At 60.4% G+C, this 22,640-nt stretch carries 20 protein-coding genes; 4 read left to right on the forward strand and 16 right to left on the reverse strand.

From position 1 onward, the window contains the following. Positions 1 to 80: 80 nt before the first annotated feature. The 8 genes from HX818_RS00005 to HX818_RS00040 form a co-directional block, all read right to left on the reverse strand. Positions 81 to 410, reverse strand: coding sequence for a GlpM family protein (locus HX818_RS00005; RefSeq protein ID WP_172834602.1), 330 nt, complete (start codon positions 408 to 410; stop codon positions 81 to 83). Between the two features lie 18 nt (positions 411 to 428). Continuing rightward, positions 429 to 1,769 carry a sigma-54 dependent transcriptional regulator gene (locus HX818_RS00010; RefSeq protein WP_003208736.1) on the reverse strand — a complete coding sequence of 447 codons (1,341 nt, stop codon included), beginning with the start codon at positions 1,767 to 1,769 and terminating at the stop codon, positions 429 to 431. Then, positions 1,766 to 3,667, reverse strand: a complete 1,902-nt coding sequence (locus tag HX818_RS00015) for a sensor histidine kinase (RefSeq protein WP_177019250.1) — start codon at positions 3,665 to 3,667, stop codon at positions 1,766 to 1,768. The genes HX818_RS00010 and HX818_RS00015 overlap by 4 nt, the downstream gene beginning before the upstream one ends. 200 nt (positions 3,668 to 3,867) lie before the next feature. Beyond that, entirely contained in the window at positions 3,868 to 4,602 is a 735-nt protein-coding gene (locus HX818_RS00020) for an amino acid ABC transporter ATP-binding protein (RefSeq protein WP_003208734.1), read from the reverse strand. Further along, positions 4,599 to 5,270 (reverse strand): ABC transporter permease subunit, encoded by a 672-nt coding sequence (locus HX818_RS00025; protein ID WP_043048812.1) that lies wholly within the window; start codon positions 5,268 to 5,270, stop codon positions 4,599 to 4,601. The genes HX818_RS00020 and HX818_RS00025 overlap by 4 nt, the downstream gene beginning before the upstream one ends. Then, positions 5,270 to 6,016 (reverse strand): amino acid ABC transporter permease, encoded by a 747-nt coding sequence (locus HX818_RS00030; protein WP_083359915.1) that lies wholly within the window; start codon positions 6,014 to 6,016, stop codon positions 5,270 to 5,272. The genes HX818_RS00025 and HX818_RS00030 overlap by 1 nt, the downstream gene beginning before the upstream one ends. Before the next feature lie 195 nt (positions 6,017 to 6,211). After that, positions 6,212 to 7,138: a glutamate/aspartate ABC transporter substrate-binding protein gene (locus HX818_RS00035; RefSeq protein WP_008433481.1), complete on the reverse strand. Its 927-nt coding sequence runs from the start codon at positions 7,136 to 7,138 to the stop codon at positions 6,212 to 6,214. 336 nt (positions 7,139 to 7,474) lie between these two features. Further along, a complete protein-coding gene (locus tag HX818_RS00040; protein ID WP_177019251.1) occupies positions 7,475 to 9,799 on the reverse strand; it encodes a TonB-dependent siderophore receptor in 2,325 nt (774 codons plus the stop codon). Between the two features lie 125 nt (positions 9,800 to 9,924). Here HX818_RS00040 and HX818_RS00045 point away from each other — a divergent pair, with 125 nt between their 5' ends. Beyond that, positions 9,925 to 10,647: a tetratricopeptide repeat protein gene (locus HX818_RS00045; protein ID WP_003208726.1), complete on the forward strand. Its 723-nt coding sequence runs from the start codon at positions 9,925 to 9,927 to the stop codon at positions 10,645 to 10,647. Positions 10,648 to 10,695: 48 nt separating this feature from the next. Here HX818_RS00045 and glpD read toward each other — a convergent pair whose 3' ends face one another. From glpD to HX818_RS00065, 4 genes are all read right to left on the reverse strand, one after another. After that, positions 10,696 to 12,234, reverse strand: coding sequence for a glycerol-3-phosphate dehydrogenase (gene glpD / locus HX818_RS00050; RefSeq protein ID WP_008433488.1), 1,539 nt, complete (start codon positions 12,232 to 12,234; stop codon positions 10,696 to 10,698). A 173-nt stretch (positions 12,235 to 12,407) separates the two neighbouring features. After that, positions 12,408 to 13,163, reverse strand: a complete 756-nt coding sequence (locus HX818_RS00055; protein ID WP_003208723.1) for a DeoR/GlpR family transcriptional regulator — start codon at positions 13,161 to 13,163, stop codon at positions 12,408 to 12,410. Positions 13,164 to 13,257: 94 nt separating this feature from the next. Then, positions 13,258 to 14,763, reverse strand: a complete 1,506-nt coding sequence (gene glpK / locus HX818_RS00060) for a glycerol kinase GlpK (protein WP_003208721.1) — start codon at positions 14,761 to 14,763, stop codon at positions 13,258 to 13,260. Between the two features lie 80 nt (positions 14,764 to 14,843). Further along, on the reverse strand, positions 14,844 to 15,698 hold the full coding sequence (locus HX818_RS00065) for an MIP/aquaporin family protein (protein ID WP_008433490.1): 855 nt from the start codon (positions 15,696 to 15,698) through the stop codon (positions 14,844 to 14,846). Between the two features lie 360 nt (positions 15,699 to 16,058). Between HX818_RS00065 and ybaK the strand changes: the two genes are divergently transcribed. Then, complete coding sequence (gene ybaK / locus HX818_RS00070) at positions 16,059 to 16,529, forward strand: Cys-tRNA(Pro) deacylase (RefSeq protein ID WP_003208718.1); 471 nt, start codon at positions 16,059 to 16,061, stop codon at positions 16,527 to 16,529. A gap of 10 nt (positions 16,530 to 16,539) precedes the next feature. On the opposite strand, the gene HX818_RS00075 is transcribed toward ybaK, so the two are convergent. Together HX818_RS00075 and argF are read right to left on the reverse strand one after the other, a co-directional pair. Next, complete coding sequence (locus HX818_RS00075) at positions 16,540 to 17,649, reverse strand: ABC transporter ATP-binding protein (protein WP_177019252.1); 1,110 nt, start codon at positions 17,647 to 17,649, stop codon at positions 16,540 to 16,542. Beyond that, positions 17,646 to 18,566: an ornithine carbamoyltransferase gene (gene argF / locus HX818_RS00080; protein WP_003208712.1), complete on the reverse strand. Its 921-nt coding sequence runs from the start codon at positions 18,564 to 18,566 to the stop codon at positions 17,646 to 17,648. The genes HX818_RS00075 and argF overlap by 4 nt, the downstream gene beginning before the upstream one ends. 445 nt (positions 18,567 to 19,011) lie before the next feature. Between argF and HX818_RS00085 the strand changes: the two genes are divergently transcribed. Next, entirely contained in the window at positions 19,012 to 21,108 is a 2,097-nt protein-coding gene (locus HX818_RS00085; protein ID WP_177019253.1) for a molybdopterin oxidoreductase family protein, read from the forward strand. A 99-nt stretch (positions 21,109 to 21,207) separates the two neighbouring features. Beyond that, positions 21,208 to 21,546: a Grx4 family monothiol glutaredoxin gene (grxD, locus tag HX818_RS00090; protein ID WP_003208710.1), complete on the forward strand. Its 339-nt coding sequence runs from the start codon at positions 21,208 to 21,210 to the stop codon at positions 21,544 to 21,546. Between the two features lie 78 nt (positions 21,547 to 21,624). Here grxD and bfr read toward each other — a convergent pair whose 3' ends face one another. Together bfr and HX818_RS00100 are read right to left on the reverse strand one after the other, a co-directional pair. After that, entirely contained in the window at positions 21,625 to 22,095 is a 471-nt protein-coding gene (gene bfr / locus HX818_RS00095; RefSeq protein ID WP_008433502.1) for a bacterioferritin, read from the reverse strand. Positions 22,096 to 22,295: 200 nt separating this feature from the next. Beyond that, a complete protein-coding gene (locus HX818_RS00100) occupies positions 22,296 to 22,514 on the reverse strand; it encodes a bacterioferritin-associated ferredoxin (protein ID WP_003208706.1) in 219 nt (72 codons plus the stop codon). Between the last annotated feature and the right edge of the window lie 126 nt (positions 22,515 to 22,640).

The following is a 22,640-nucleotide window of genomic DNA, read 5'->3' on the forward strand; positions in this document are numbered from 1 at the left end:
AAGAGCGGAACCAATAGCGGCCGTTACCTAAATAACGGATATATACACCCACCCGGCTCCGCATCTTTGATAGGTGTATGTCAGGCGTGTACCCGGACCCAAACGCTGACCAAAATCGTAGCCGCCATCAACCACGCCACCGCCGCCACCGCCAGCGAAGCCTCCAGACGCATCCGGTCAACCATCACATACAACGTCGCCAGGTACACAAAGTACGGAATGATCGACCACATCCCGAACACGATGGTGGTCTTCAAATCCTCCACCGAACGACCCTTGCCGACAATGTAATGCGCGATCAGCGCGAACGTCGGAAACAGCGGCACCAACCCTGCAATGTAATAATTCTTGGTCTTGGCCAGTGCGGCCAGGATCAGCACCACCCCCGCACCCAATGCCGCCTTCAACAATAAATCCACAATGCGCTCCTAGTGGCTCAGCCCGTACTTCTTGACCTTATCGAACAACGTGGTCTTGGCCATCCCCAGTTCCTGGCTGGCCTGGGTCAGGTTGCCGCCGCTGCGTTGCAAGGCATCGTTGAGCAGGTTGCGCTCGAACGCCTCCACCGCTTCGGTAAAGGCCAGCCCATGGTTGCCGCTGCTGGCGCCGCTTTTCTTGAACGCCGGCAAGCCGAGGGCAAACCGCTCGGCCACGTTGCGCAGTTCACGCACGTTGCCCGGCCAGTCATGGCTCATCAGGCTGGACAGGGTCTGGTTGTCGAGGTCCGGCGCGGTGCGGTCGAAACGCAGCGACGACTGCTGCAGGAAGTGTTCGAACAACTGCAGGATGTCTTCGCGGCGTTCACGCAGCGGCGGCAGTTCCAGGGTCACCACGTTGAGGCGGTAGTACAGGTCGCTGCGAAACTGGTTGGCGCGGCTCAGGTCGTCGAGGTCGGACTTGGTCGCGGCGATCACCCGGCAATCCACCGCCACGCTCTGGTTCGAACCCAGGCGTTCCAGGGTGCGTTCCTGCAACACCCGCAGCAGCTTGATCTGCAGGTTCATCGGCATGCTTTCCACTTCGTCGAGGAACAGCGTGCCTTCGTGGGCGTGTTCGATCTTGCCGATGCGGCGCTTGCCGGCACCGGTGAACGCGTTGGCTTCGTGGCCGAAGATTTCGCTTTCGAACAGGTTCTCCGGCAGGCCGCCGCAGTTCAAGGCGACGAACTGGTGGGAGTGGCGCCGGCTGAAATCGTGCAGGCAGCGCGCGACCAATTCCTTGCCGGTGCCGGTCTCGCCCTCGATCAACACGTTGGCCGAGGTGTCGGCGACGTTGGCGATCAATTCCCGCAGGTTCTGCATGGCCGGAGAGCGACCGATGATCCGGCCTTCCAGCGAATCGCGCTCGGCCAGTTGCCGGCGCAGCGACCAGACTTCCCGGGCCAAACCGCGTTGTTCCAGGGCGCGGCGGGCTACGTCCACCAGGCGCTCGGGAGAGAAGGGTTTCTCCATGAAGTCATAGGCGCCGTTGCGCATCGCGCCCACGGCCATGGAGATATCGCCGTGGCCGGTGATCAGCACCACCGGCAGGCTTTTATCCAGGGCCTTGAGCCGGGTCAGCAACTCCAGGCCGTCGATCCCCGGCAGGCGAATATCGCTGATGACGATGCCGGCGAAGTTTTCACCGACGAGGGTCAGGGCCTCTTCGGCACTGCCCACGCCCACGCTGGGAATGTCTTCCAGGGCCAGGGCTTGCTGGCAGCCGAGCAATACATGGGGGTCGTCTTCGACGATCAGGACGGTCAGGTCGGTGGTTTTTTCTGCGTTCATTTCGACTCGACTTGGTGAGGGCTCGCCAGCGGCAAACTCAGGACAAAGGCAGTACCACCGCTGGCCGGATGCTCGACGGCGAGGTTGCCGCCGGTCGCCGCCGCGAGGCTGGCCGACAGCGTCAGGCCGAGGCCCAGGCCTTGTTCGCCGGGTTTGGTGGTAAAGAACGGTTCGAACAAATGCTTGCGGGTCTCGGGATCAATCCCGTGGCCGTTATCGCGTACCCGCAGGCGATATTTGCCGTCGGCGATGTCGCCTTCCAGCCACAGTTCGGGGGCCGGCTGCGCCTGCATCGCGTCCAGGGCGTTGCCGATCAGGTTGACCAGGATCTGCTCCAGGCGTGTCTGGTCGATCTGCAACTGCGCGCTGCTGAAGTGGCGGTGCACCGTCAGCGGCAGGGTCTCCAGGCGACTGCCGAGGATCTGGAACGTAGCGTCCACCGCCTTGCCCAGATTGGCTTCGCCCTGGTCATCGCCACGCCGGGCAAAGGAGCGCAGGCTGGCGGTGATGCGACCCATGCGGTCGATCAGTTCGTTGATGGTCTTGAGGTTGGCACTGGCGGTGTCCAGCGCCCCACGCTCAAGGAAGCGCACGGTGTTGCCCGACAGGGTACGCAGGGCGGCCAGTGGCTGGTTCAATTCATGGGCGATGCTGGTGGACATCTGGCCGATGGCCGCGAGTTTGCCGGCCTGCACCAGCTCGTCCTGGGCCCGGCGCAAGGTTTCCTCGGCCTGGCGCCGCTCGCGAATCTGGCTCTTGAGCCGCTCGTTGCTGGCCCGCAGGTCGGTGGTGCGTTCGGCAATCCGTCGCTCCAGCTGGTTATTGGCTTCCTGCAGGGCTTCCCGGGCGGCGAGCCGGGTGGCAATCACCTTGCGGCGCTCGTTCCAGGCAATCAGCAGGAATGCCACCAGCGCAAAGGCTACGGCCACCAGGATGCCCTGGTTGATGGCGGCCCGGCGCAGGTCGTTCAGCGGGGTGAGCAGGGTGAAATTCCAGGGGGTGTCGTTCAGTGGGCGGGTCTGGGCCAGGTAGCTGACCTCATGCTCGTCGGCCACCACTTCGCTGTTGGCCGGGAAGGTCAATTTCTCGGTGCCTTCGTTGAGGCGTTCGCGGGCCAGTGGTTCCAGCTCGTTGAGCGTCGCCCAGTAGTATTGCAGGCTGTGGGCGAGGCGGTCCTTGGTGTCATCGCTCAATGGCCGCACGGACTTGAGGCGACGGGCCGGGTCGCTGGAGAGAATGATGATGCCGTTCTCGTCACTGACGAAGGCCTCCAGGCGCGCCCGCTGCCAGCGCTCTTCCAGCGCTTCCAGGCGTACCTTGACCACGGCGACGCCGATGATCTTGCCGTGCTCTTCCAGGCCATGGGCCAGGTAATAGCCGGGTTCGCCGTTGGTGCTGCCGATGCCGTAGAACCGGCCGGGCTGGCCGCGCACGGCATTCTGGAAATAGGCACGGAAGGACAGGTCTTCACCCTGGTAACTGTCGGCATCGCGCCAGTTGCTGGTCGCCAGCACACGGCCGGTGGTGTCCATCACGTAGATCGCCCGGCTGCGACTGCGCCGGTTCAGGCCTTCGAGGTAGTCGTTGACGGTTTTGCGGGTTTCTTGATTCGGGTCGGCCAACAGCCTGGAGACGCTGGATTCCAGCTCCAGGAGACTGGGCAGGTAGGTGTATTTGCTAAGTTCGCTCTCGACGGTGCGGGCGTGCAGTTCCAGCTGGCGTTCGCCGGTATCGCTGAGGGTGCGGATCCCATAGAACTCGCTGATCCAGAAGCCGACGTAACCCAGTCCGATCATCAGGGCGATGATCAGCGGCGGCAGGAACAATTGGCGAATCAGACGAGGCTTCACGGCAAGTGATGGCGGCGCGGCGCGAAAGAGGTTGGGGTCGCATTTCATCACAGATGCCTTGGGTCAACCAGAGCTGCCAGCTTGCGCGGTCACGTGTGGGAGCAGGCTTGTGTGGGAGCTGGCTTGCCTGCGATTGCATCACCTCGGTGTAGCTGACACATCGAGGCGCCTGCATCGCGGGCAAGCCCGGCTCCCACACAAGCCAGCTCCCACACAAGCCCGGTTTTCACTGGGGAGCAGTGGTGCTTTTAGTGCTGCAGGATTTTCTCGAGGAAGTGCTGCGCACGCTCGGAGCGGGCGCTGATGTCGCCGAAGAATTCCTCTTTCGGGCAGTCTTCGATGATCTTGCCGGCGTCCATGAAGATCACCCGGTCGGCTACCTTGCGGGCGAAACCCATTTCGTGGGTCACGCACATCATGGTCATGCCTTCCTGGGCCAGTTGCACCATCACGTCGAGCACTTCGTTGACCATTTCCGGGTCGAGGGCCGAGGTCGGTTCGTCGAACAGCATGACGATCGGGTCCATCGCCAGCGCACGGGCAATCGCCACACGCTGTTGCTGGCCGCCGGAAAGCTGGCCCGGGTGCTTGTGGGCGTGAGCCGACAGGCCGACGCGCTCCAGCAGTTGCAGGCCCTTCTTGGTGGCTTCTTCCTTGCTGCGGCCCAACACCTTGATCTGCGCGATGGTCAGGTTTTCGGTGATGGTCAGGTGCGGAAACAGCTCGAAGTGCTGGAACACCATGCCGACGCGCGAGCGCAGTTTCGGCAGGTTGGTCTTCGGGTCGGCAATGGAGGTGCCATCGACCACCACGTCGCCTTTCTGGAACGGTTCCAGGGCGTTGACGCACTTGATCAGGGTCGATTTGCCCGAGCCGGACGGCCCGCACACCACGATCACTTCGCCTTTTTTAACCTCGGTGCTGCAATCGGTCAGCACCTGGAAGTCGCCATACCACTTGTTGATATTCTTGATAGAGATCATACGGCAAACCTTTTTTGCAGACGCTTGACCAGCAGCGAGGCGGAAAAGCTGATGATGAAGTAGACGACACCGGCGAAGATCAGGAACTCATTGGAGCGGCCGATGATGTCGCCGTTGGAGCGGGCGGAGTTGAGGAAGTCCACCAGGCCCACGGTGTAGACCAGCGAGGTGTCCTGGAACAGGATGATCGACTGTTGCAGCAGCAACGGGGTCATCTTGCGGAACGCCTGGGGCAGGATGATCAGGCGCATGGTCTGGCCGTAGGTCATGCCCATCGCTTGCGCCGCGGCCATCTGGCCCTTGGGGATCGACTGCACGCCGGCCCGCACGATTTCACAGAAGTACGCCGCCTCGAACATCATGAAGGCCACGACGCAGGAGGTGAACGCGCCGATCGGGGTGTCTTCGCCGGTGATCCAGCGCAGCACGAACGGCACCGCCAGGTAGAACCAGGTGATCACCAGCAGCAGCGGGATCGAGCGGAAGTAGTTCACGTAGGCGCCGGCCAGGCGCGACAGCAGTTTGCTGGACGACAGGCGCATCAGCGCGAGGATCGTACCCAGGATGATACCGCCGACCACGCCCATGACCATCAACTGCAAGGTCATGACCATGCCGTTCCACAGGCCCGGGATGGCGGGGATGATGCCACTGAAATCGAATTCCATTATTTACCCCCCACGGAGATCAGGCCGGGCACGGCGACTTTCTTCTCGATCACGCGCATCAGCAGCATCAGGCTCATGTTCAGGGTGAAATAGATCAGCGTGGCCAGGGTGAAGGCCTCGAACAGGTTGGCCGAGAACTCGGCGGTCTGTTTGGTTTGCGCCAGCAGTTCCATCAAGCCGATCAGGGACGCCACGGAGGAGTTCTTGAAGACGTTGAGGAATTCCGAGGTAAGCGGCGGAATGATGATCCGGTAGGCCTGGGGCAGCAGCACGTTCCAGTAGATCTGCGGCAGCTTGAAGCCCATGGCGCGCGCAGCGGATTCCTGGCCCCGTGGCAGCGCCTGGATGCCGGTACGCACTTGTTCGCACACCCGGGCAGCGGTGAACAGGCCCAGGCACACGACAACGCTCAGGTAGGCCGAGGTGGTCGGGTTGAGGTCTTGTTTGTACCAGTCCTGCAGGTTCTGCGGCAGCAGGTCGGGTATCAGGAAATACCAGATGAACAGCTGAACCAGCAGCGGTACGTTGCGAAACAGTTCCACGTAGCAGGTCGCGATGCCCGATACGATGCGGTTTGGCACGGTGCGCATGACGCCCAGAATGGACCCCAGCAGCAAGGCGATGATCCATGCCACGACGGCGATGGCAATGGTCCAGCCCAAGCCGGCGATGTACCAGTCGAGATAAGTCTCGCTGCCCACGCCGGTGGACTTGAAGAACACGCCCCAGTCCCAGTTGTAATTCATTAGGGTCTCCCCTCGAGATCGATCGATGTACAAGCACCCGCTTGGGGAAGATCCTTTCCCGCCCGACGGTGAACGCCAGGCACACGCGATCGGCTCGAAAACCGCCAGGTCGAGTGTTCCAAAATTAAAGCCAGCAGGTAGCAACAGACGCCTGAGGGAGGGTTGGCTCCCTCAGGACATAAGCTTAGTCAGGTATCAGATTTTTACGTCAGGCGCTGGCTTGTCGCTTGGGTTGGCGATCAGATCCTTGACCTTGTCGCTCATCGGGAAGTTGAGGTTCAGGCCTTTTGGTGGAATCGGGCTCTCGAACCACTTGCTGTAGATCTTGTTGATCTCGCCGGACTTGTACAGGCCGACGATCGCATCATCCACGGCCTTCTTGAAGGCTGGGTCGTCTTTGCGAACCATGCAGGCGTAGGCTTCGAAGGACTGTGGAGTACCGGTGATGACCCAGTCGTCCGGCTTCTTGGCCTTGGCTTCTTCACCGGCCAGCAGGGCGTCGTCCATCATGAAGGCAACGGCGCGGCCGCTTTCCAGCATCTGGAAGGATTCGCCGTGGTCCTTGGCGGAGATGACGTTCATGCCCATCTGCTTGTCGGCGTTCATCGCCTTGATGATGCGCTCGGACGTGGTGCCGGCGGTGGTCACGACGTTCTTGCCTTTCAGGTCGGCGAAATCGCTGTAGGACGGCTTGCCTTCCTTGTCTTTCTTGACCAGCAGGCGGGTGCCGATTTCGAAGATATTGACGGTGAAGTCAACCTGCTGGGCGCGTTCGGCGTTGTTGGTGGTGGAGCCGCACTCGATATCCGCGGTGCCGTTCTGGATCAGCGGGATACGGGTTTGCGAGGTGACCAGGTTGTACTTGGTCTTCAGGTCGGGTTTGTTCAGGTCTTTTTTCAGGGCTTCAACGATAGCCAGCTGAATGTCGTGGGAGTAGCCCACGGGTTTGCCCGAACCATCCGCGATATAGGAAAACGGAATGGAGCTGTCGCGGTGAGCGAGAGTGATCGTGCCGGAGTCGTTGATTTTCTTCAGTGTGCCGGTGAGTTCGGCGGCGAAAACTGGAGTGCTGATCAGAGCAGCAGCGATAGCTGCGCCCAGGATATGGGGAACGATGCGCATCAATACTTCCTCGACATTTGTTTTTTTTATGAGACCGGTTGGGACGGCCACGTTTTTATATAAACAGTACTGCGAAAGCCTGTGACGGCTCCTGAGGCGCCTCAGGCAATCGCCTACGAGTGTAGAGCATGAGTCGTGCCAGACCAGAAATAAAAGGTTAACCATATGATTTATATAGATATTAACTTTGTGTTACAGGTTTTTTCTCCTGTTTTGGTCCGGCAAACCGAATAGGTTGAGCTATGGCGTTCGGAAAACCGAATGGCGGCGTGGGCCTGTATCGCCCATGAAAAAGCCCCGGGAGTGTGGCTCCCGGAGCTTTTGGGTGTGGCTCTGTCAGAACGTGTAGTCGGCCGACACCACTGCCGCGCGGCCATCGCCGGGCACTGCCCAACCGTTGTTGCGGATACGGGTGAGGTACTCCTTGTCGAACAGGTTGTTGACGTTCAACTGCAGGTTCAACTGTTTGTTGACCTTGTAACCGAGCATCGCACGCTGCACCGCATAGCCGGGCGAAGTCGGCGAGTTGGCCGCGCTGACCAGGTACTGCTTGGTTTGCGCCGTGATGCCGTAGCCCACCTGGAAGTCGTAGGGCAGGTCGTACACCGTCCAGATGCTGGCTGCATGTTTGGGGGTGAAGGTCAGCGGCTCGCCTTTCTGCACGTCGATGCCGGTGGTCGCCAGGGTGTAATCGCTGGCGCTGCGCAGCACACGAGTGTTCAGGTAGGTGTAGTTGGCGAAGACTTTCCAGCGGTCAGTAAGTTGGCCGCTCAGGCCCAGCGCCACACCGTCTGCACGTGCCTTGCCGTCGAGGGTCTGGGTGCCGCTCAGGTTGCTCGGGTCATTGTCGGCGACTTTATAGTTGGTGCGGTCATTGCGGAAGATCGCGCCCGTCAGCGAGAGGGCATTGTCGAGCAGGTCCCACTTGGTGCCGATCTCATAGCTGACGGCGGTTTCCGGGGAAACATCGCAGTTGTTGGTGGCGATGCTTGAGCTTTTGGCCGGGGTGTAGCAACCCCCATTGACGCTGGCCTGGGACGGCGTCTTGCTGTTGCCGTAGGCGATATAGAAGCTGCCGTTTTCCACCGGTTTGTAGACCAGCGCCAGGCGGTAGGAGGTCAGGTCATCCGCCTGGCCGTAGCGAGTGCCGGGCGTTTCCACGCCAGTGCTGGAATAGGCATTGGTCACCGAGCTGCCGGCGTTGTGCTCGTAACGCAGGCCGCCGTTGATTTCCCACTGTGGGTTGAGCTTGAGCGTGTCGAAGGCATAGGCGGCGCGGTTGTTCAGCGCGCCGTCAATGTGGGCGGCCCGGGTGAAGTTGACGGGGCCGGACCATTCGGAGTTCGGGTCGCTGTAGCTGACCGGTGGTGGGACGATGGTGCTGCCGTTGGCGTTGGTCAGCCATTTACCGGTATCCGCCTCGTATTCCTCGCGGCTGATGGCGATGCCGGTCACCAGCGTGTGGTCGATGAACCCGGTGCTGAAGTGGCTGGTGACGTCGGTCTGGTTGGTGAACATCTTGTTCTGGGTGTTGCGCTCGTTACCCAGTGAGCCGCCGCTTGGCTGGAAGTAGCCCGGCTGCAGGCCTGCGGCGCAAGGGGCGCCGGTGATCTGGGTGCCGCTGGCCAGACAGCCGGTCAATGCACCTTCGGGGCCTGAGGCGCGCAGGTCCTGGCGCACCCGCTCGACGCGGGTGAAGTTGCGCACGGACACGGCGTCGTTGAAGTCGTGTTCGAGCTTCAGGCTGAACGAGTCCGAGGTGATTTGCTGGTCATTGATGTTGTGGTAGCCGTAGTAGTCACTCCAACCCACGCCCGGCATGGGCTTGCCGTTGTAGATCGGGATACCGTATTGCGGTGTGTTGTCGTCTTTCTGGTGCTCATAACTGACGGTGACACGTGTCGGCGTGCCCAGGCCAAACGCGATGGAGGGCGCGATGCCCCAGCGTTCGTAATCTTCATAATCGCGGCCAGGCACGTCGTTACCATGGGCCATCAGGTTCAGGCGGAACGCGGTGGTGTCGTTCAGCGTCTGGTTGGTGTCCAGGGTGGTGCGCTTGTAGTTATCGGTGCCGATGCCCGCACTGATGGTGGTTTTGTCGCGTAATTCCGGCTGTTTGCTCACCAGGTTGATGGTGCCACCGACCGCGCCGGAGCCGGAATACACCGAACTTGCGCCGCTGACGACTTCGACCTGCTCCAGGTTGAACGGGTCGGTGCGGCTGTACTGCGCGCTGTCACGCACGCCGTCTACGTAGATGTCGCCGCTGGCGGAGAAGCCGCGCAGGTTGATGCTGTCGCCATACCCGCTGCCGCCTTCGCCGGCCCCGAAGGTGATCCCCGGCACGGTGCTGAGCACGTCGCGCAGGGTCAGCAGGTTCTGGTCATGAATGACTTCCTTGGGCACCACCGTGATGGTCTGCGGCGTGTCGCGCAATGGCTCGGTGTACTTGGGGGAAGAAGGAGCCACAGGGTTGTAGACGCTCTGGCTTGGGGCCTGGCCTTCGATGCTGGTCGCGCCGAGTTGGATGACCCCTGTGTTGTCTTCTGGTGCGGGCTCCGCCGCGTAACTGAATCCTCCTTGCGCAGCCACTGCCAGGCCCACTGCCGACGCGAGCAAATGCCGCGATGAGAGGGGGGCAGAACTGATGCCGGTAGCCATTGAGTAATCTCTTGTTGGTGTTAGTGAGATGCGATCGTAATTGATAAGCGATCTCAAATGTAATACTTTGTAACCAAATAAATCATGAAACTTTTTGCGGTCCTTGATCGCTACTCGGGGCAGGAATGCAGAGCGCACAGCCAGGCAGCGAGCCCTCGGATATCGGTGATAACCCGCGTGCCTATGTGCGCTGGGTGATGCATGCGGCACAGCTGGGAGATGCCGACGCACAGGCGACCCTGGCCCAGCTGCTGCTCGACGGTCGTGGCGTGCAGAAGGATGAGGCGCTGGGGTTGAGCTGGTTTCGCATCGCTGCGCGGCAGCGTCACCCCATGGCGATCAACATGATCGGGCGCTGCCTGGAGAATGGCTGGGGCTGCGAGGTCGACTTGGAAGACAGTGCGCGGCATTACCGCAAGGCCGCCGATCTGGGGCTGGATTGGGGTTTGTATAACTACGGCCAGTTGCTGACGCGTGGCCGTGGTGTGGAGCGTGACCTTGTCGCGGCATATGAACTCTTCCGCCAGGCTGCGGCCAAGGGGCACGCCAAGTCGATGAACCTGTTGGGTCGGTTCCACCATGAAGGCGTGGTGGTGCCCAAGGATGTTCAACTGGCGCGCCAGTGGTATCAGCGCTCAGCCGAGGCCGGGGATTTCCGCGGGCAATACAACCATGCTGCGGAGCTGGCTCACGACGGCGACGAAGTGCAGGCCTGCCTATGGTTGGAGCGGGCTCTCGCGACGGCCACGCCAGGCTTTTTGCAGGCGGCTTATCCCGTGTTGCTGGGCTCTGCCTTCAGCGGGATTCGTGAAATGGGCCTGCGCTATCAGCGTCATCTGCAGGCATGAAAAAGCCCCTGGACCTTTCGGTGCAGGGGCTTTTTTACGTCGGGCTGATCAGGCCGCTTCGATCTTGCCGCGGTTGTGCTCAACCTTGGACAGGTAACGCTGCACGTTCTCCTGCTCCTGCGGCGTGGTGAACAGGCCCAGCTTGCTGCGGCGCCACAGGATGTCCTGGGGCTGAGTGGCCCATTCTTCAGCGCACAGGTAATCGACTTCGCGGGTGTACAGGCCGCCACCGAGGTGGTCACCCATGTCCGCCAGCGATTGCACGCCTTCCAGCAGGCGCCAGGTGCGGCTGCCGTAAGTGGTGGACCAGCGACGGGCAATCTCGCTCGGCACCCAGTCGTATTTGCTACGGATTGCATCGGCCAGGGCTTCTGGCGTGCTCATGTTTTCGCCGCCGGGCAGGGTGGCTGTAGCCGTCCAGCTTGGGCGCATCTGCGTGAAGTAAGGCGCCAGTTGTGCCATCGCCGATTCGGCCAGCTTGCGGTAGGTGGTCAGCTTGCCGCCGAACACCGACAGCAACGGCGCCTCGCCCGAGGTGCCGGACAGCGCCAGGGTGTAGTCGCGGGTCACCGCCGACGGGTTGTCGGACTCGTCGTTGCACAGCGGGCGCACGCCGGAATAGGTGTGCACGATGTCATCGCGGCTCAGCTGCTTCTTGAAGTGCGCGTTGACCACGTTGAGCATGTAGTCGGTTTCACCTTCGGTAATCGCCACTTTCGCCGGGTCGCCGGTGTATTCGCGGTCGGTGGTGCCGATGATGGTCAGGTGATTCAGGTACGGAATGGTGAAGACGATACGCTGGTCTTCGTTCTGCAGGATGTGCGCGTGGGCGCCTTCATACAGCTTCGGTACGATCAGGTGGCTGCCCTGGATCAGACGGATGCCGTAGGGCGAATCCAGCTTCAAGTCATCCTTGATGAACTTGGCCACCCACGGGCCGGCGGCGTTCACCAGCGCTCGGGCGCGGATCGAGAACAGGCTGCCGTCGGCACGTTCCATGTTCATTTCCCACAGGCCTTTGCTGCGGTGTGCGCTGACGCAACGGGTCTGGGTGTGGATGTGCGCACCCTTTTCCCGCGCAGCCATGGCGTTGAGTACTACAAGGCGGGCGTCGTCGACCCAGCAATCGGAGTATTCGAAGCCTTTGGTGATTTCGCTTTTCAGCGGGCTGTCGGGGCCGAACTTGAGGCTCTTGGAGCCTTCGAGTTTTTCCCGCTTGCCCAGATGGTCATACAGGAACAGGCCGGCGCGAATCATCCATGCCGGACGCAGGTGCGGGCGGTGGGGCAATACAAAGCGCATCTGCTTGACGATGTGCGGGGCCTTGGCCAACAGCACCTCACGTTCAGCCAGGGCTTCGCGCACCAGGCGGAATTCGTAATGCTCCAGGTAACGCAGGCCACCGTGGATCAGCTTGCTGCTCGCGGAGGAAGTGTGGCTGGCCAGGTCGTCCTTTTCGCAAAGGAATACCGACAAACCGCGACCGGCTGCGTCTGCTGCAATCCCGACGCCATTGATCCCGCCACCGATAACGGCGACGTCATAGACTTCGGCAAGCGGTGGGGCAGGCAAGGTAGAAGGGTTCATCGGCTGGCCTCGCAATCTTTTTCGTATTGGAATTCGAACATAAATGTTCATTTGCGAAAATGGTAGCTTATAAACGCAGGTACAGCCAGCCCGCTTCGATTGAAAATACTGATCGAAGGGCGAAGAAAGGAAAATTTGTGAACATCAGGGGGCAGGACACCCCCTGTATAGGCTTACACCACTTCCAGCCGAATCTTGTGCTGATTCAGCAACTGCACCAGTGCCGGGACCGGCTGCTGATCGGTGACTAAACAATCAATCAAACTGATCGGTCCCAGGCGAATCATGGCGTTGCGCCCGAATTTGCTGGAGTCCGCCGCCAGGATCACCTTGCGCGCATTGGCAATGATCGCCTGGGAAACCCGTACTTCCTGATAATCGAAGTCCAGAAGGCTGCCGTCTTCATCGATACCGCTGATGCCCACCAGAGCGAAATCGACCTTGAACTGGTTGATGAAATCGACGCTGGCCTGGCCTACCACACCGCCATCCCGGCGCACGTTGCCGCCGGTCAGGAGTACGTCGAAGTCGTCTTTGGCACTCAGCATCATGGCGACGTTGAGGTTATTGGTGATGATTTTCAGGTGGCTGTGGTTAAGCAGCGCACGCGCGATCGATTCGGTGGTGGTACCGATGTTGATAAACAGCGAGGCGTGATCGGGGATTTGCGCGGCGATGGCTTCGCCGATGCGCTGTTTTTCGTCGCGCATCTGGTCGGCACGCATGGCGTACGCGGTGTTTTCAACGCTGGAATCATAGGCTGCGCCGCCATGGTAGCGGCGCAACAGATTGGCTTCCGCCAGTTGATTGATATCGCGGCGGATGGTTTGCGGGGTGACAACGAAGAGCTGCGCCATTTCCTCGATACTCACATAGCCGCGTTCGCGAACCAGTTCGAGGATTTGTTGCTGGCGGGGAGGCAGATTCATGGTGCGTCCTTTGGGCTGCCGTAAAAAGTGGCCCATGATGACGCAGGAATCTGCTCCCTGCCAGTTACAACCCTATGCGCGTCCGGCGCTTGGCTTATTCAGCGCCTTCGTGGGGTTCCCAGTCGCGGGTGCGGCTGACTGCTTTCTGCCAGCCGGCGTAGAGTTTTTCCTTCGCCGCTTCTTCCAGCTGCGGTTCGAATTGACGCTCGATTACCGCCTTGCCACGCAGTTCGTCCAGGCTGCCCCAGAAACCGCACGCCAGGCCGGCCAGGTAGGCGGCGCCCAACGCGGTGGTTTCACGCATTTGTGGGCGTTCAACCTGGGTACCGAGGATGTCGGCCTGGAACTGCATCAGGAAGTTGTTGGCGACCGCGCCACCGTCTACCCGCAGGGATTTGAGGCGTTCGCCGGAATCCTGCTGCATGGCATCGAGTACGTCGCGGGTCTGGTAGGCAATCGACTCCAGGGCTGCACGAATAATGTGATCCACGCGTACGCCACGGGTCAGTCCGAACAGCGCACCACGGGCATACGGGTCCCAGTACGGAGCGCCCAGGCCGGTGAAGGCTGGCACCAGGTACACGCCGTTGCTGTCCTTGACCTTGCCGGCGAAGTATTCGGTGTCGGTGGCATCGGCGATGATCTTCAACTCATCACGCAGCCATTGCACGGTGGAACCGCCGTTGAACACGGCGCCTTCCAGGGCGTAGGCCACTTCACCACGCGGGCCGCAGGCGATGGTGGTGAGCATGCCGTGCTTGGATTTCACCGCCTTGTCGCCGGTGTTCATCAGCAGGAAGCAGCCGGTGCCGTAGGTGTTTTTCGCCTGGCCCGGTTCTACGCACATTTGGCCAAACAGCGCCGCCTGCTGGTCACCGGCGATACCGCCGATGGCGATACCGCTTTTGGTGCGACCATAGATTTCCGAGGAAGACTTCACTTCCGGCAGCATTTCGCGCGGCACGTCGAGAATCTCCAGCATCTTGGCATCCCACTCCAGCGTGTGGATGTTGAAGAGCATGGTGCGCGAGGCGTTGGTGTAGTCGGTGACGTGGGTCTTGCCGCCGGTAAATTTCCAGATCAGCCAGCTGTCGATGGTGCCGAACAGCAGCTCGCCGTTACGCGCACGTTCGCGACTGCCTTCGACGTTGTCGAGGATCCACTTGAGCTTGGTGCCGGAGAAGTACGGATCGGTGACCAGGCCGGTGGTGTCGTTGATGTATTGTTCGTGGCCGTCGCGCTTGAGCTGCTGGCAGATCTCGGTGCTGCGGCGGCATTGCCAGACGATCGCGTTGTAGATCGGGCGGCCGGTGATTTTGTCCCAGACCACGGTGGTTTCACGCTGGTTGGTGATACCGATGGCCGCGACCTGGTCATGGTGCAGGCCGGCTTGTGCCAGGGCCTCGACCATCACCGCGCTCTGGGTAGCGAAAATCTCCATCGGGTCATGTTCGACCCAGCCGGCTTGCGGGTAATGCTGGGTGAATTCACGCTGGGCGGTGCAGACCACGTTGGCGTCACGATCGAAGATGATCGCCCGGGAACTGGTGGTGCCCTGATCGAGGGCAATGATGTAGTTCTTATTCTGAATGTCGGTCATGTCGATTGCCTTGGACGGAGAATAGGGAAGTCAGTAAACAGCCTGGGCCGCAAAAGGGCAGTACGGCCCAGGCTATCGCATCAGGAAGTACGGGTTTTGGCGGTGGCAGCCGCTTCGGTTGCATCAGTTGTAGCAGGTGCGGCGCTGGGCAGGTGACGGGCAATCAGCCCGCGATAGGCGGCAGCACCGAGGCAGGCGCCGACAATCGGCGCAAAGATCGGAATCAGGAAGTAAGGAATGTCGCGCCCGCCAGTGAAAGCCATTTCACCCCAACCGGCGAAAAAGGTCATCAGCTTGGGGCCGAAGTCACGGGCCGGGTTCATCGCAAAGCCGGTCAGCGGGCCCATGGCACTGCCGATCACGGCAATCAGCAAACCAATCAGCAGCGGCGCCAACGGGCCGCGGGGCAGGCCGTTGTTGTCATCGGTCAGGGCCATGATCACGCCCATCAGGATCGCGGTGATGACCATTTCCACCAGGAACGCCTGGGCCGTGCCCAGCAGCGGATGCGGGTAGGTGGAGAACACCGACGCCAGTTCCAGGCTGGCCTGGGTGCCGCGAATCATGTGGTGGGTTTGTTCGTAATCGAAAAACAGGTTGCTGTAGAGCGTGTAAACCAACGCGGCCGAACAGAAGGCCCCGGCGACCTGGGCGATGATGTAGAACGGCAGTTTGCGCTTGTCGAAATCGGCAAAGATGCACAGGGCGATACTGACCGCCGGATTGAGGTGAGCCCCGGAAATACCGGCGCTCAGGTAGATCGCCATGCTGACGCCGATCCCCCAGATGATACTGATTTCCCACAACCCAAAGCTGGCACCCGCGACCTTGAGCGCAGCAACACATCCGGTACCGAAGAAGATCAGCAACGCAGTGCCCAGGAATTCGGCCATGCATTGACTTGAAAGTGAAGGCTGTTGAAGAGCAGTTGTCATGGAAAACCTCTATTTTTGTTGTTGTCTGGCGTTTTGCCGCAACGGGCAATCGGCGATTTTCACCGTGGCGAGGATCCCCATCCTGTTCGCGGCTTACTGCTGTGAATCCGTAGGTGTATTCCTACAGTATTCGTAAACGAAAAAATATAGACAAGAATGACGGCTGTCAAAGGTCGAAAGTGAACGATCGGTCATTTTGTAATTATTGGTGTGATGAATGATCGTGCCGTGGGCGCGGGAAGCGGCAGGGAAGGTGCGCGTGAGGGCGTGGCAGAGGGCTTCGGACTAGAGCCTTTTGCTTGTTGTTGGCCTAGAATTGGCTGTCTGTTTTTTCACCTTTTTGCCAAGCCTGGAGCCCACATGACGCCCGCATTGGACCTGTTGAAAAAAGTTCGCGCCGAACATCGAATTCACAGTTACGAACATGACCCAAAGGCAGCGTCCTATGGTCTGGAGGCCGCGGAAAAATTGGGCCTGGACCCGGCGCAGGTGTTCAAGACCCTGCTGGCCAGCAGTGAAAAAGCCGAGCTGCTGGTGGCGGTTGTGCCGGTCGTCGGAAGTTTGGATTTAAAGGCGTTGGCGCAGGCGGCGGGGGTAAAAAAGGTCGAGATGGCAGACCCGGCAGCGGCGCAACGGGCCACCGGTTACTTGTTGGGCGGCATCAGCCCGCTGGGGCAGAAGAAACGCCTGCGCACCTTCATCGATGTGACGGCGCAGTCGTTTCCGACAATTTTTATCAGTGCGGGGAGAAGGGGGCTTGAGGTGGAGTTGGCAGCGACAGTGCTGGCCGAACACACCCAGGCCAAGTTCGCGGAAATTGGCCGGGCGTGATGCGTTGACGTCAGGAGGCGGTGCTGTAGCGACGAACGCCTGACTCAACCTGAGGGATTTGTGCTGCGGTGCTGCCTGAGGCCTGGAACAACACCAGGTGCTCGGCTGCCACGCGAATGCCCACGTCGGCACCGACCAAGTGATCGGCGTGGCTGGGAAAGATCGACTCCAGCTGAGCGCCTGTCGGCAGCTGCAAGCGATACAGGGTCGACGCGCCGAGGAACGTCTTGCCGACAATCCGCGCCTTCAAGGCGCTGTCCAGTGCATAAACGATGTCGTCCGGGCGCAGCAACACATCCACCGCGCCGCCGGTTGGCCAGGTGTAGGCACGATTGCCGCGCAACTCCCCCAGTTCGGTGGTAACCGATTCCGGCGTGTTCAACTGCCCGCGAATGAAGTAACCCTGGCCAATGAAGCTGGCGACAAAGGGTGTCAGCGGTTCGTGATAGAGGTTGTAGGGCGTATCCCACTGCTCCAGGCGACCCTCCTTGAACACACCGACATGGTCACTCACTGCGAAGGCTTCTTCCTGGTCGTGGGTCACCAGAATCGCACTGGTGCCCCGCGCCTTGAGGATATCGCGTACTTCGTGGCTGAGTTTGCGCCGCAGTTCGCCGTCGAGGTTGGAGAAGGGTTCGTCCAGCAGCAACAATTGCGGTTCCGGCGCCAGGGCGCGAGCCAGGGCGACGCGTTGCTGCTGGCCGCCCGAGAGTTCGTGGGGGAAGCGCTTGCCGAGGTTTTTCAGGTTCACCAGTTCCAGCAATTCAGCGACCACACGCTCTTTTTGCGGGTGCTTGCGAATGCCGAAGGCGATGTTGTCGGCCACGCTGAGGTGTGGAAACAGCGCGTAGTCCTGGAACACCATGCCGATCCGACGTTTCTCCGGAGCCAGTGTGAAACCGGCGCTGGAAATGACTTCGCCTGCCAGGCTGATCTCGCCTTCATGCACCGGCTCAAACCCGGCAATCGCTCGCAGGGTGGTGGTCTTGCCGCAGCCCGAGGAGCCCAGCAGGCAACCGATGTCGCCGGCGTTGAGGTGCAGATTGAGGTTCTGCACCACCCGTTGGTCTTGATAGCCGCATGCCAGATTGCGCAGGTTCAGCAGTAGTGGCTGGCTCATGCAGGACGGTACGCCGGCGCAACCAGAAACTCGAGCAGGGCTTTTTGTGCGTGCAGGCGGTTTTCCGCCTGGGCCCAGGCTACTGAACGTTGATCGTCCAGCAGGTCGAGACTGATTTCTTCGCCACGGTGGGCGGGCAGGCAGTGCATGAACAGCACGTCCGGCGCGGCCAGGTCGAGCAGGGCGCGGGTGACCTGGAACGGGGCGAAGAGCTTGAGGCGCTTGGCGGTTTCCTCCTCTTGGCCCATGGAGGTCCACACGTCGGTGCTCACCAGGTGTGCGCCGATGACCGCCTCACGCGGGTCGCGGACGATGGTCACGCGGTCGCCGGCCTGGGCCAGGAAACGTGCATCCGGCTCGTAGCCTTCAGGGCAGGCAACGCGCAATTTGAAGTCGAACTGAATCGCCGCTTCTATATAGCTGTTGCACATGTTGTTGCCGTCGCCGATCCAGGCCACGGTCTTGCCCTGGATCGAGCCGCGCTGTTCGAGGAAGGTTTGCATGTCGGCCAGCAACTGGCAGGGGTGCAGGTCATCGGACAGGCCGTTGATCACGGGCACTCGGGAGTTGGCGGCAAATTCGGTCAGGGTGCTGTGGGCGAAGGTACGGATCATCACCGCATCCAGCATGCTCGACATCACGATCGCGCAATCGCTGATCGGCTCGCCACGGCCCAGTTGGGTATCGCGAGGTGACAGGAAGATAGCCTGGCCGCCGAGCTGAATCATGCCGGCTTCGAAAGACACGCGGGTGCGGGTGGACGACTTCTCGAAAATCATCCCGAGCACGCGGTTTTTCAAAGGCTCGAACAGTACGCCGCGGTTACGCAGGTCTTTAAGCTCAATGCCTCGACGGAGCACGCTGACCAGCTCTTCGGGCGTGCAATCCATCAGGGAGAGAAAGTGCCTTGCGCTCATCATTAACTACCTTTTTGCAACAGACCGCAGATACTCAAAGCCTGGTTTATTTTGAAAACGGGCGAGACCTGCGGCGAAAGCCGCACGGGGCGACGAAATAGGGGAAGGCGCGATCTTATAATTAAATGTCGCGTCTTACCAATAGGGCTACAGTTTTTAGGGGAGTTCAAGGACGCGGGGAGGGCGCTTTTGAAGCCTGTTTCCTGACAGCAGCGGGTCATTTGTACACTGGCGCTGCGCCACATTGCAATGCGTGAGGGCGGGCTGAGGCCGGGCTGCGTCGGTTTCAGCGGGCTGCCGGAAGCTTCTGAAACATTTCCTGATGTTTCCTCATGGCCTGGCCTGATGCCCCTGGATTCACACGACGAACGTTGCTGGCGCTGCTGCCCCCGGCGGGCCATAGTTTTCGTCCGAAGTGCCTAGCCCACAATAAAAGAGACTGGCCATGACCAAGACTCTCCACCACCGTGCCTGCCATCTGTGCGAAGCCATCTGCGGCCTCACACTGGAAACTACCCAGGGCGAAGACGCAAGCCTGGCGATCACCTCGATCAAGGGCGACCCCCTGGATACGTTCAGCCGTGGCCATATCTGCCCCAAGGCCGTGGCCCTGCAAGACATCCAGAATGACCCGGACCGCCTGCACCAGCCCATGTTGCGGGTGGGCAGCGAATGGCAGCCGATCCCGTGGGAAGACGCCTTTGTACTTGTAGCCGAGCGCCTGGCCGCGATTCAGACGCGTCACGGGCAGAATGCTGTGGCGGTGTACCAGGGCAATCCGAGCGTGCACAACTATGGCCTGATGACCCACAGCAACTACTTCCTTGGCCAGCTGAAGACCCGCAATCGTTTTTCCGCCACCTCGGTGGACCAGTTACCTCACCACCTCACCAGCCACCTGATGTACGGCCACGGCCTGTTGCTGCCGATCCCGGACATCGACCATACCGATTTCATGCTGATCCTCGGCGGCAACCCGCTGGCGTCCAACGGTAGCATCATGACCGTGCCGGATGTGGAGAAACGCCTGAAGGCCATCCAGGCTCGCGGCGGTAAAGTCGTGGTGGTTGATCCGCGCCGCAGCGAGACGGCGGCGATGGCCGACCAGCATCTGTTCGTGCGCCCGGGCGGCGATGCGGCGTTATTGTTCGGATTGCTCAATACACTGTTTGCCGAGAACCTGACCCGTGACAGTCACCTGCCGGTGGACGGCCTGGATGACGTGCGCCACGCCGTGGCCGGATTCACCGCCGAGGCCATGAGCCGTCAATGTGCGGTACCCGCCGAGCAGATCCGCCAGTTGGCCCGGGACTTCGCCGCGGCCGATGCGGCGGTGTGCTATGGCCGCATGGGCGTATCGACCCAGGCGTTTGGCACGCTGTGCCATTGGCTGGTGCAGTTGATCAACCTGGTGACCGGTAATCTGGATCGAGTCGGCGGGGCCTTGTGCACCACGCCGGCAGTCGACCTGGTAGCTTCCACCTCCGGTGGGCATTTCAATCGCTGGCAAAGCCGGGTTTCCGGGCGACCGGAGTACGGGGGCGAACTGCCGGTGTCGGCACTGGCCGAAGAAATGCTCACCGAGGGTGAAGGGCAAATCCGTGCGCTGGTGACGGTGGCGGGCAATCCGGTGCTCTCCACGCCTAACGGCCGGCAGTTGGAACAGGCGCTGGATGGCCTGGAGTTCATGGTCAGCATCGACCTGTATATCAACGAGACCACGCGTTACGCCGACCTGATCCTGCCGTCCACCTCGGCCCTGGAAAACGATCACTACGACACCACCTTCAATATGTTCGCGGTGCGCAACGTCACCCGTTTCAATCGCGCCATCCTGCCGAAGCCCGAGGGTGCGTTGCATGATTGGGAAATCTTCGTCGGCCTGGCCCGGGCGTTTGCCGAGAAGACGGGTAATACACTCAAACCGACGATGCCGCCTGCGCAGATGATCGACTTCGGGCTGCGGGCCGGGCCTTATGGCGACAGGTTGTCCATTGCCGCGCTGGCCGATCACCCTCATGGCCTGGACCTCGGGCCGCTGAAACCCAACCTCGCAGGCCGCCTGAAAACCGCCAATGGCCATCTGCAGGCTGCACCGTCGGTAATCCTCGCCGACCTGGCGCGCTTTGCCGCGCAGCCGGTGCCCGAGGTGAATGAGTTGCTGCTGATCGGCCGCCGGCATGTGCGCAGCAACAACTCCTGGATGCATAACTACCACCGGCTGGTGAAGGGCAAGCCTCGCCATCAACTGCTGATGCATCCGGATGACCTTGCCCATCGCCAGTTGACTGACGGGCAGCGGGTACGGGTCAGCTCGCGGATCGGCATGATCGAGGTGGAAGTGTTGGCCAGTCTCGACATGATGCCCGGCGTGGTCAGCCTGCCTCACGGTTGGGGCCACGGCCGCCCTGGCGTGCAGATGACCATCGCCAGCGGGCAGCCGGGGGCGAGCGCGAATGACCTGACGGATGAGCGGCAACTGGATGAGCTGTCGGGCAACGCAGCGTTGAACGGCGTGCCGGTGCAGGTGGCGGCGGCGTAAGGATTGTCTGTCGGGGAGTCCGAGCGTCACGCTGGGGTTTGCGTTACAATGCGCCACCGTGCCGACCCATGAGTCGGAAAGTTCCAGCCGAGGTGTTCCATGGATATCATCGAAACGATCAAAGAGCAGATTGCCAACAACACTATTCTGCTTTACATGAAGGGCGCCCCTAACGCTCCCCAGTGTGGCTTCTCCGCAAAGGCTTCCCAGGCAATCATGCAATGTGGCGAGAAGTTCGCCTACGTGGATATCCTGCAGAACCCGGAAATCCGCGCCAACCTGCCGAAGTACGCCAACTGGCCAACCTTCCCGCAGCTGTGGGTTGCCGGTGAGCTGGTCGGCGGTAGCGACATCATCACCGAAATGGCGGCTGATGGTTCGTTGCAGGCACTGATCAAAGACGCAGCGGCCAAAGCAGCTGCGAAGACCGAAGCCTGATTTGTTTTAGGCCGCGGCAATAAAAAGCCCCGCTTCTCGAAAGAGAGCGGGGCTTTTTAGTGGCCGGGAATTGAAGGGTTATTCACCCATCTGCGATTGCAGGTAATTCTCGATAGTCACTTTGTCGATCAAGCCGATTTGGGTTTCCAGCCAGTCGATGTGTTCTTCCTGGTCTTCAAGGATATCTTCCAGCAGTTCACGGCTGCCGAAGTCGCCCTTGGATTCGCAATGGGCAATGGCGGCCTTCAGGTCGGTGTGGCTCTTGCGCTCGAAGTTCAGGTCGCAGTTGATCATTTCCTGGGTGTGCTCGCCGATGTTCAGCTTGCCCAGGTCCTGCACGTTCGGCAGGCCTTCCAGGAACAGGATGCGCTTGATCAGCGCGTCAGCGTCCTTCATGGCCTTGATGGATTCTTTGTATTCACGCTTGCCCAGCTTTTCCAGGCCCCAATCGTCATACATGCGCGCATGCAGGAAGTACTGATTGATCGCGACCAGTTCATTGGCAAGGATTTTGTTGAGTTGCTGGATGACTGTGATGTCGCCTTTCATGATTGGGGTCCTGCCCTGTATTAGCTGTATATAAGGCGGAGTTTGAGCTGCGCATTTACTACTGTCAAACCTAAGTTATTGAATAATAAATGAAAATTAATCGGAATAAGAATGTTTGTGTTCCGCGTCTTGGCGCTAACTGTTTGAATTTCGGGCATAAAAAAACCGGACACTAAGTCCGGTTCTTTAAAACACGCTGATTAAGCGTGTGTAAATTCTGCTGAGTAGGGGATCGCAGCCTGGGCAGTTTGCAGCTGCGTCAGGGTTTCCCGTACCACTTGCTTGGCGAGGCAGGCGCATTTGCCGCATTGGCTGGCAACGCCGGTGGTTTCACGTACTTCCTTGTAGCTGCAGCAACCTTCGTAGATTGCTTCGCGGATTTGTCCGTCGGTGACGCCAGTGCAAAGGCAGACATACATAAGGGAGAACCATCGCGGTTTAAGGCTTAAGTGCGACGGATCTTAATGTTAACGAGAATGATTGTCAAAGTGGTTTCTCAAGCCTTGGTGTTTGCACGCGGCTTCACTGACGAACGGCTTTTTTCC

Origin of the sequence: Pseudomonas sp. F9001, assembly GCF_013385435.1 — a bacterium.
GTDB lineage: Bacteria > Pseudomonadota > Gammaproteobacteria > Pseudomonadales > Pseudomonadaceae > Aquipseudomonas.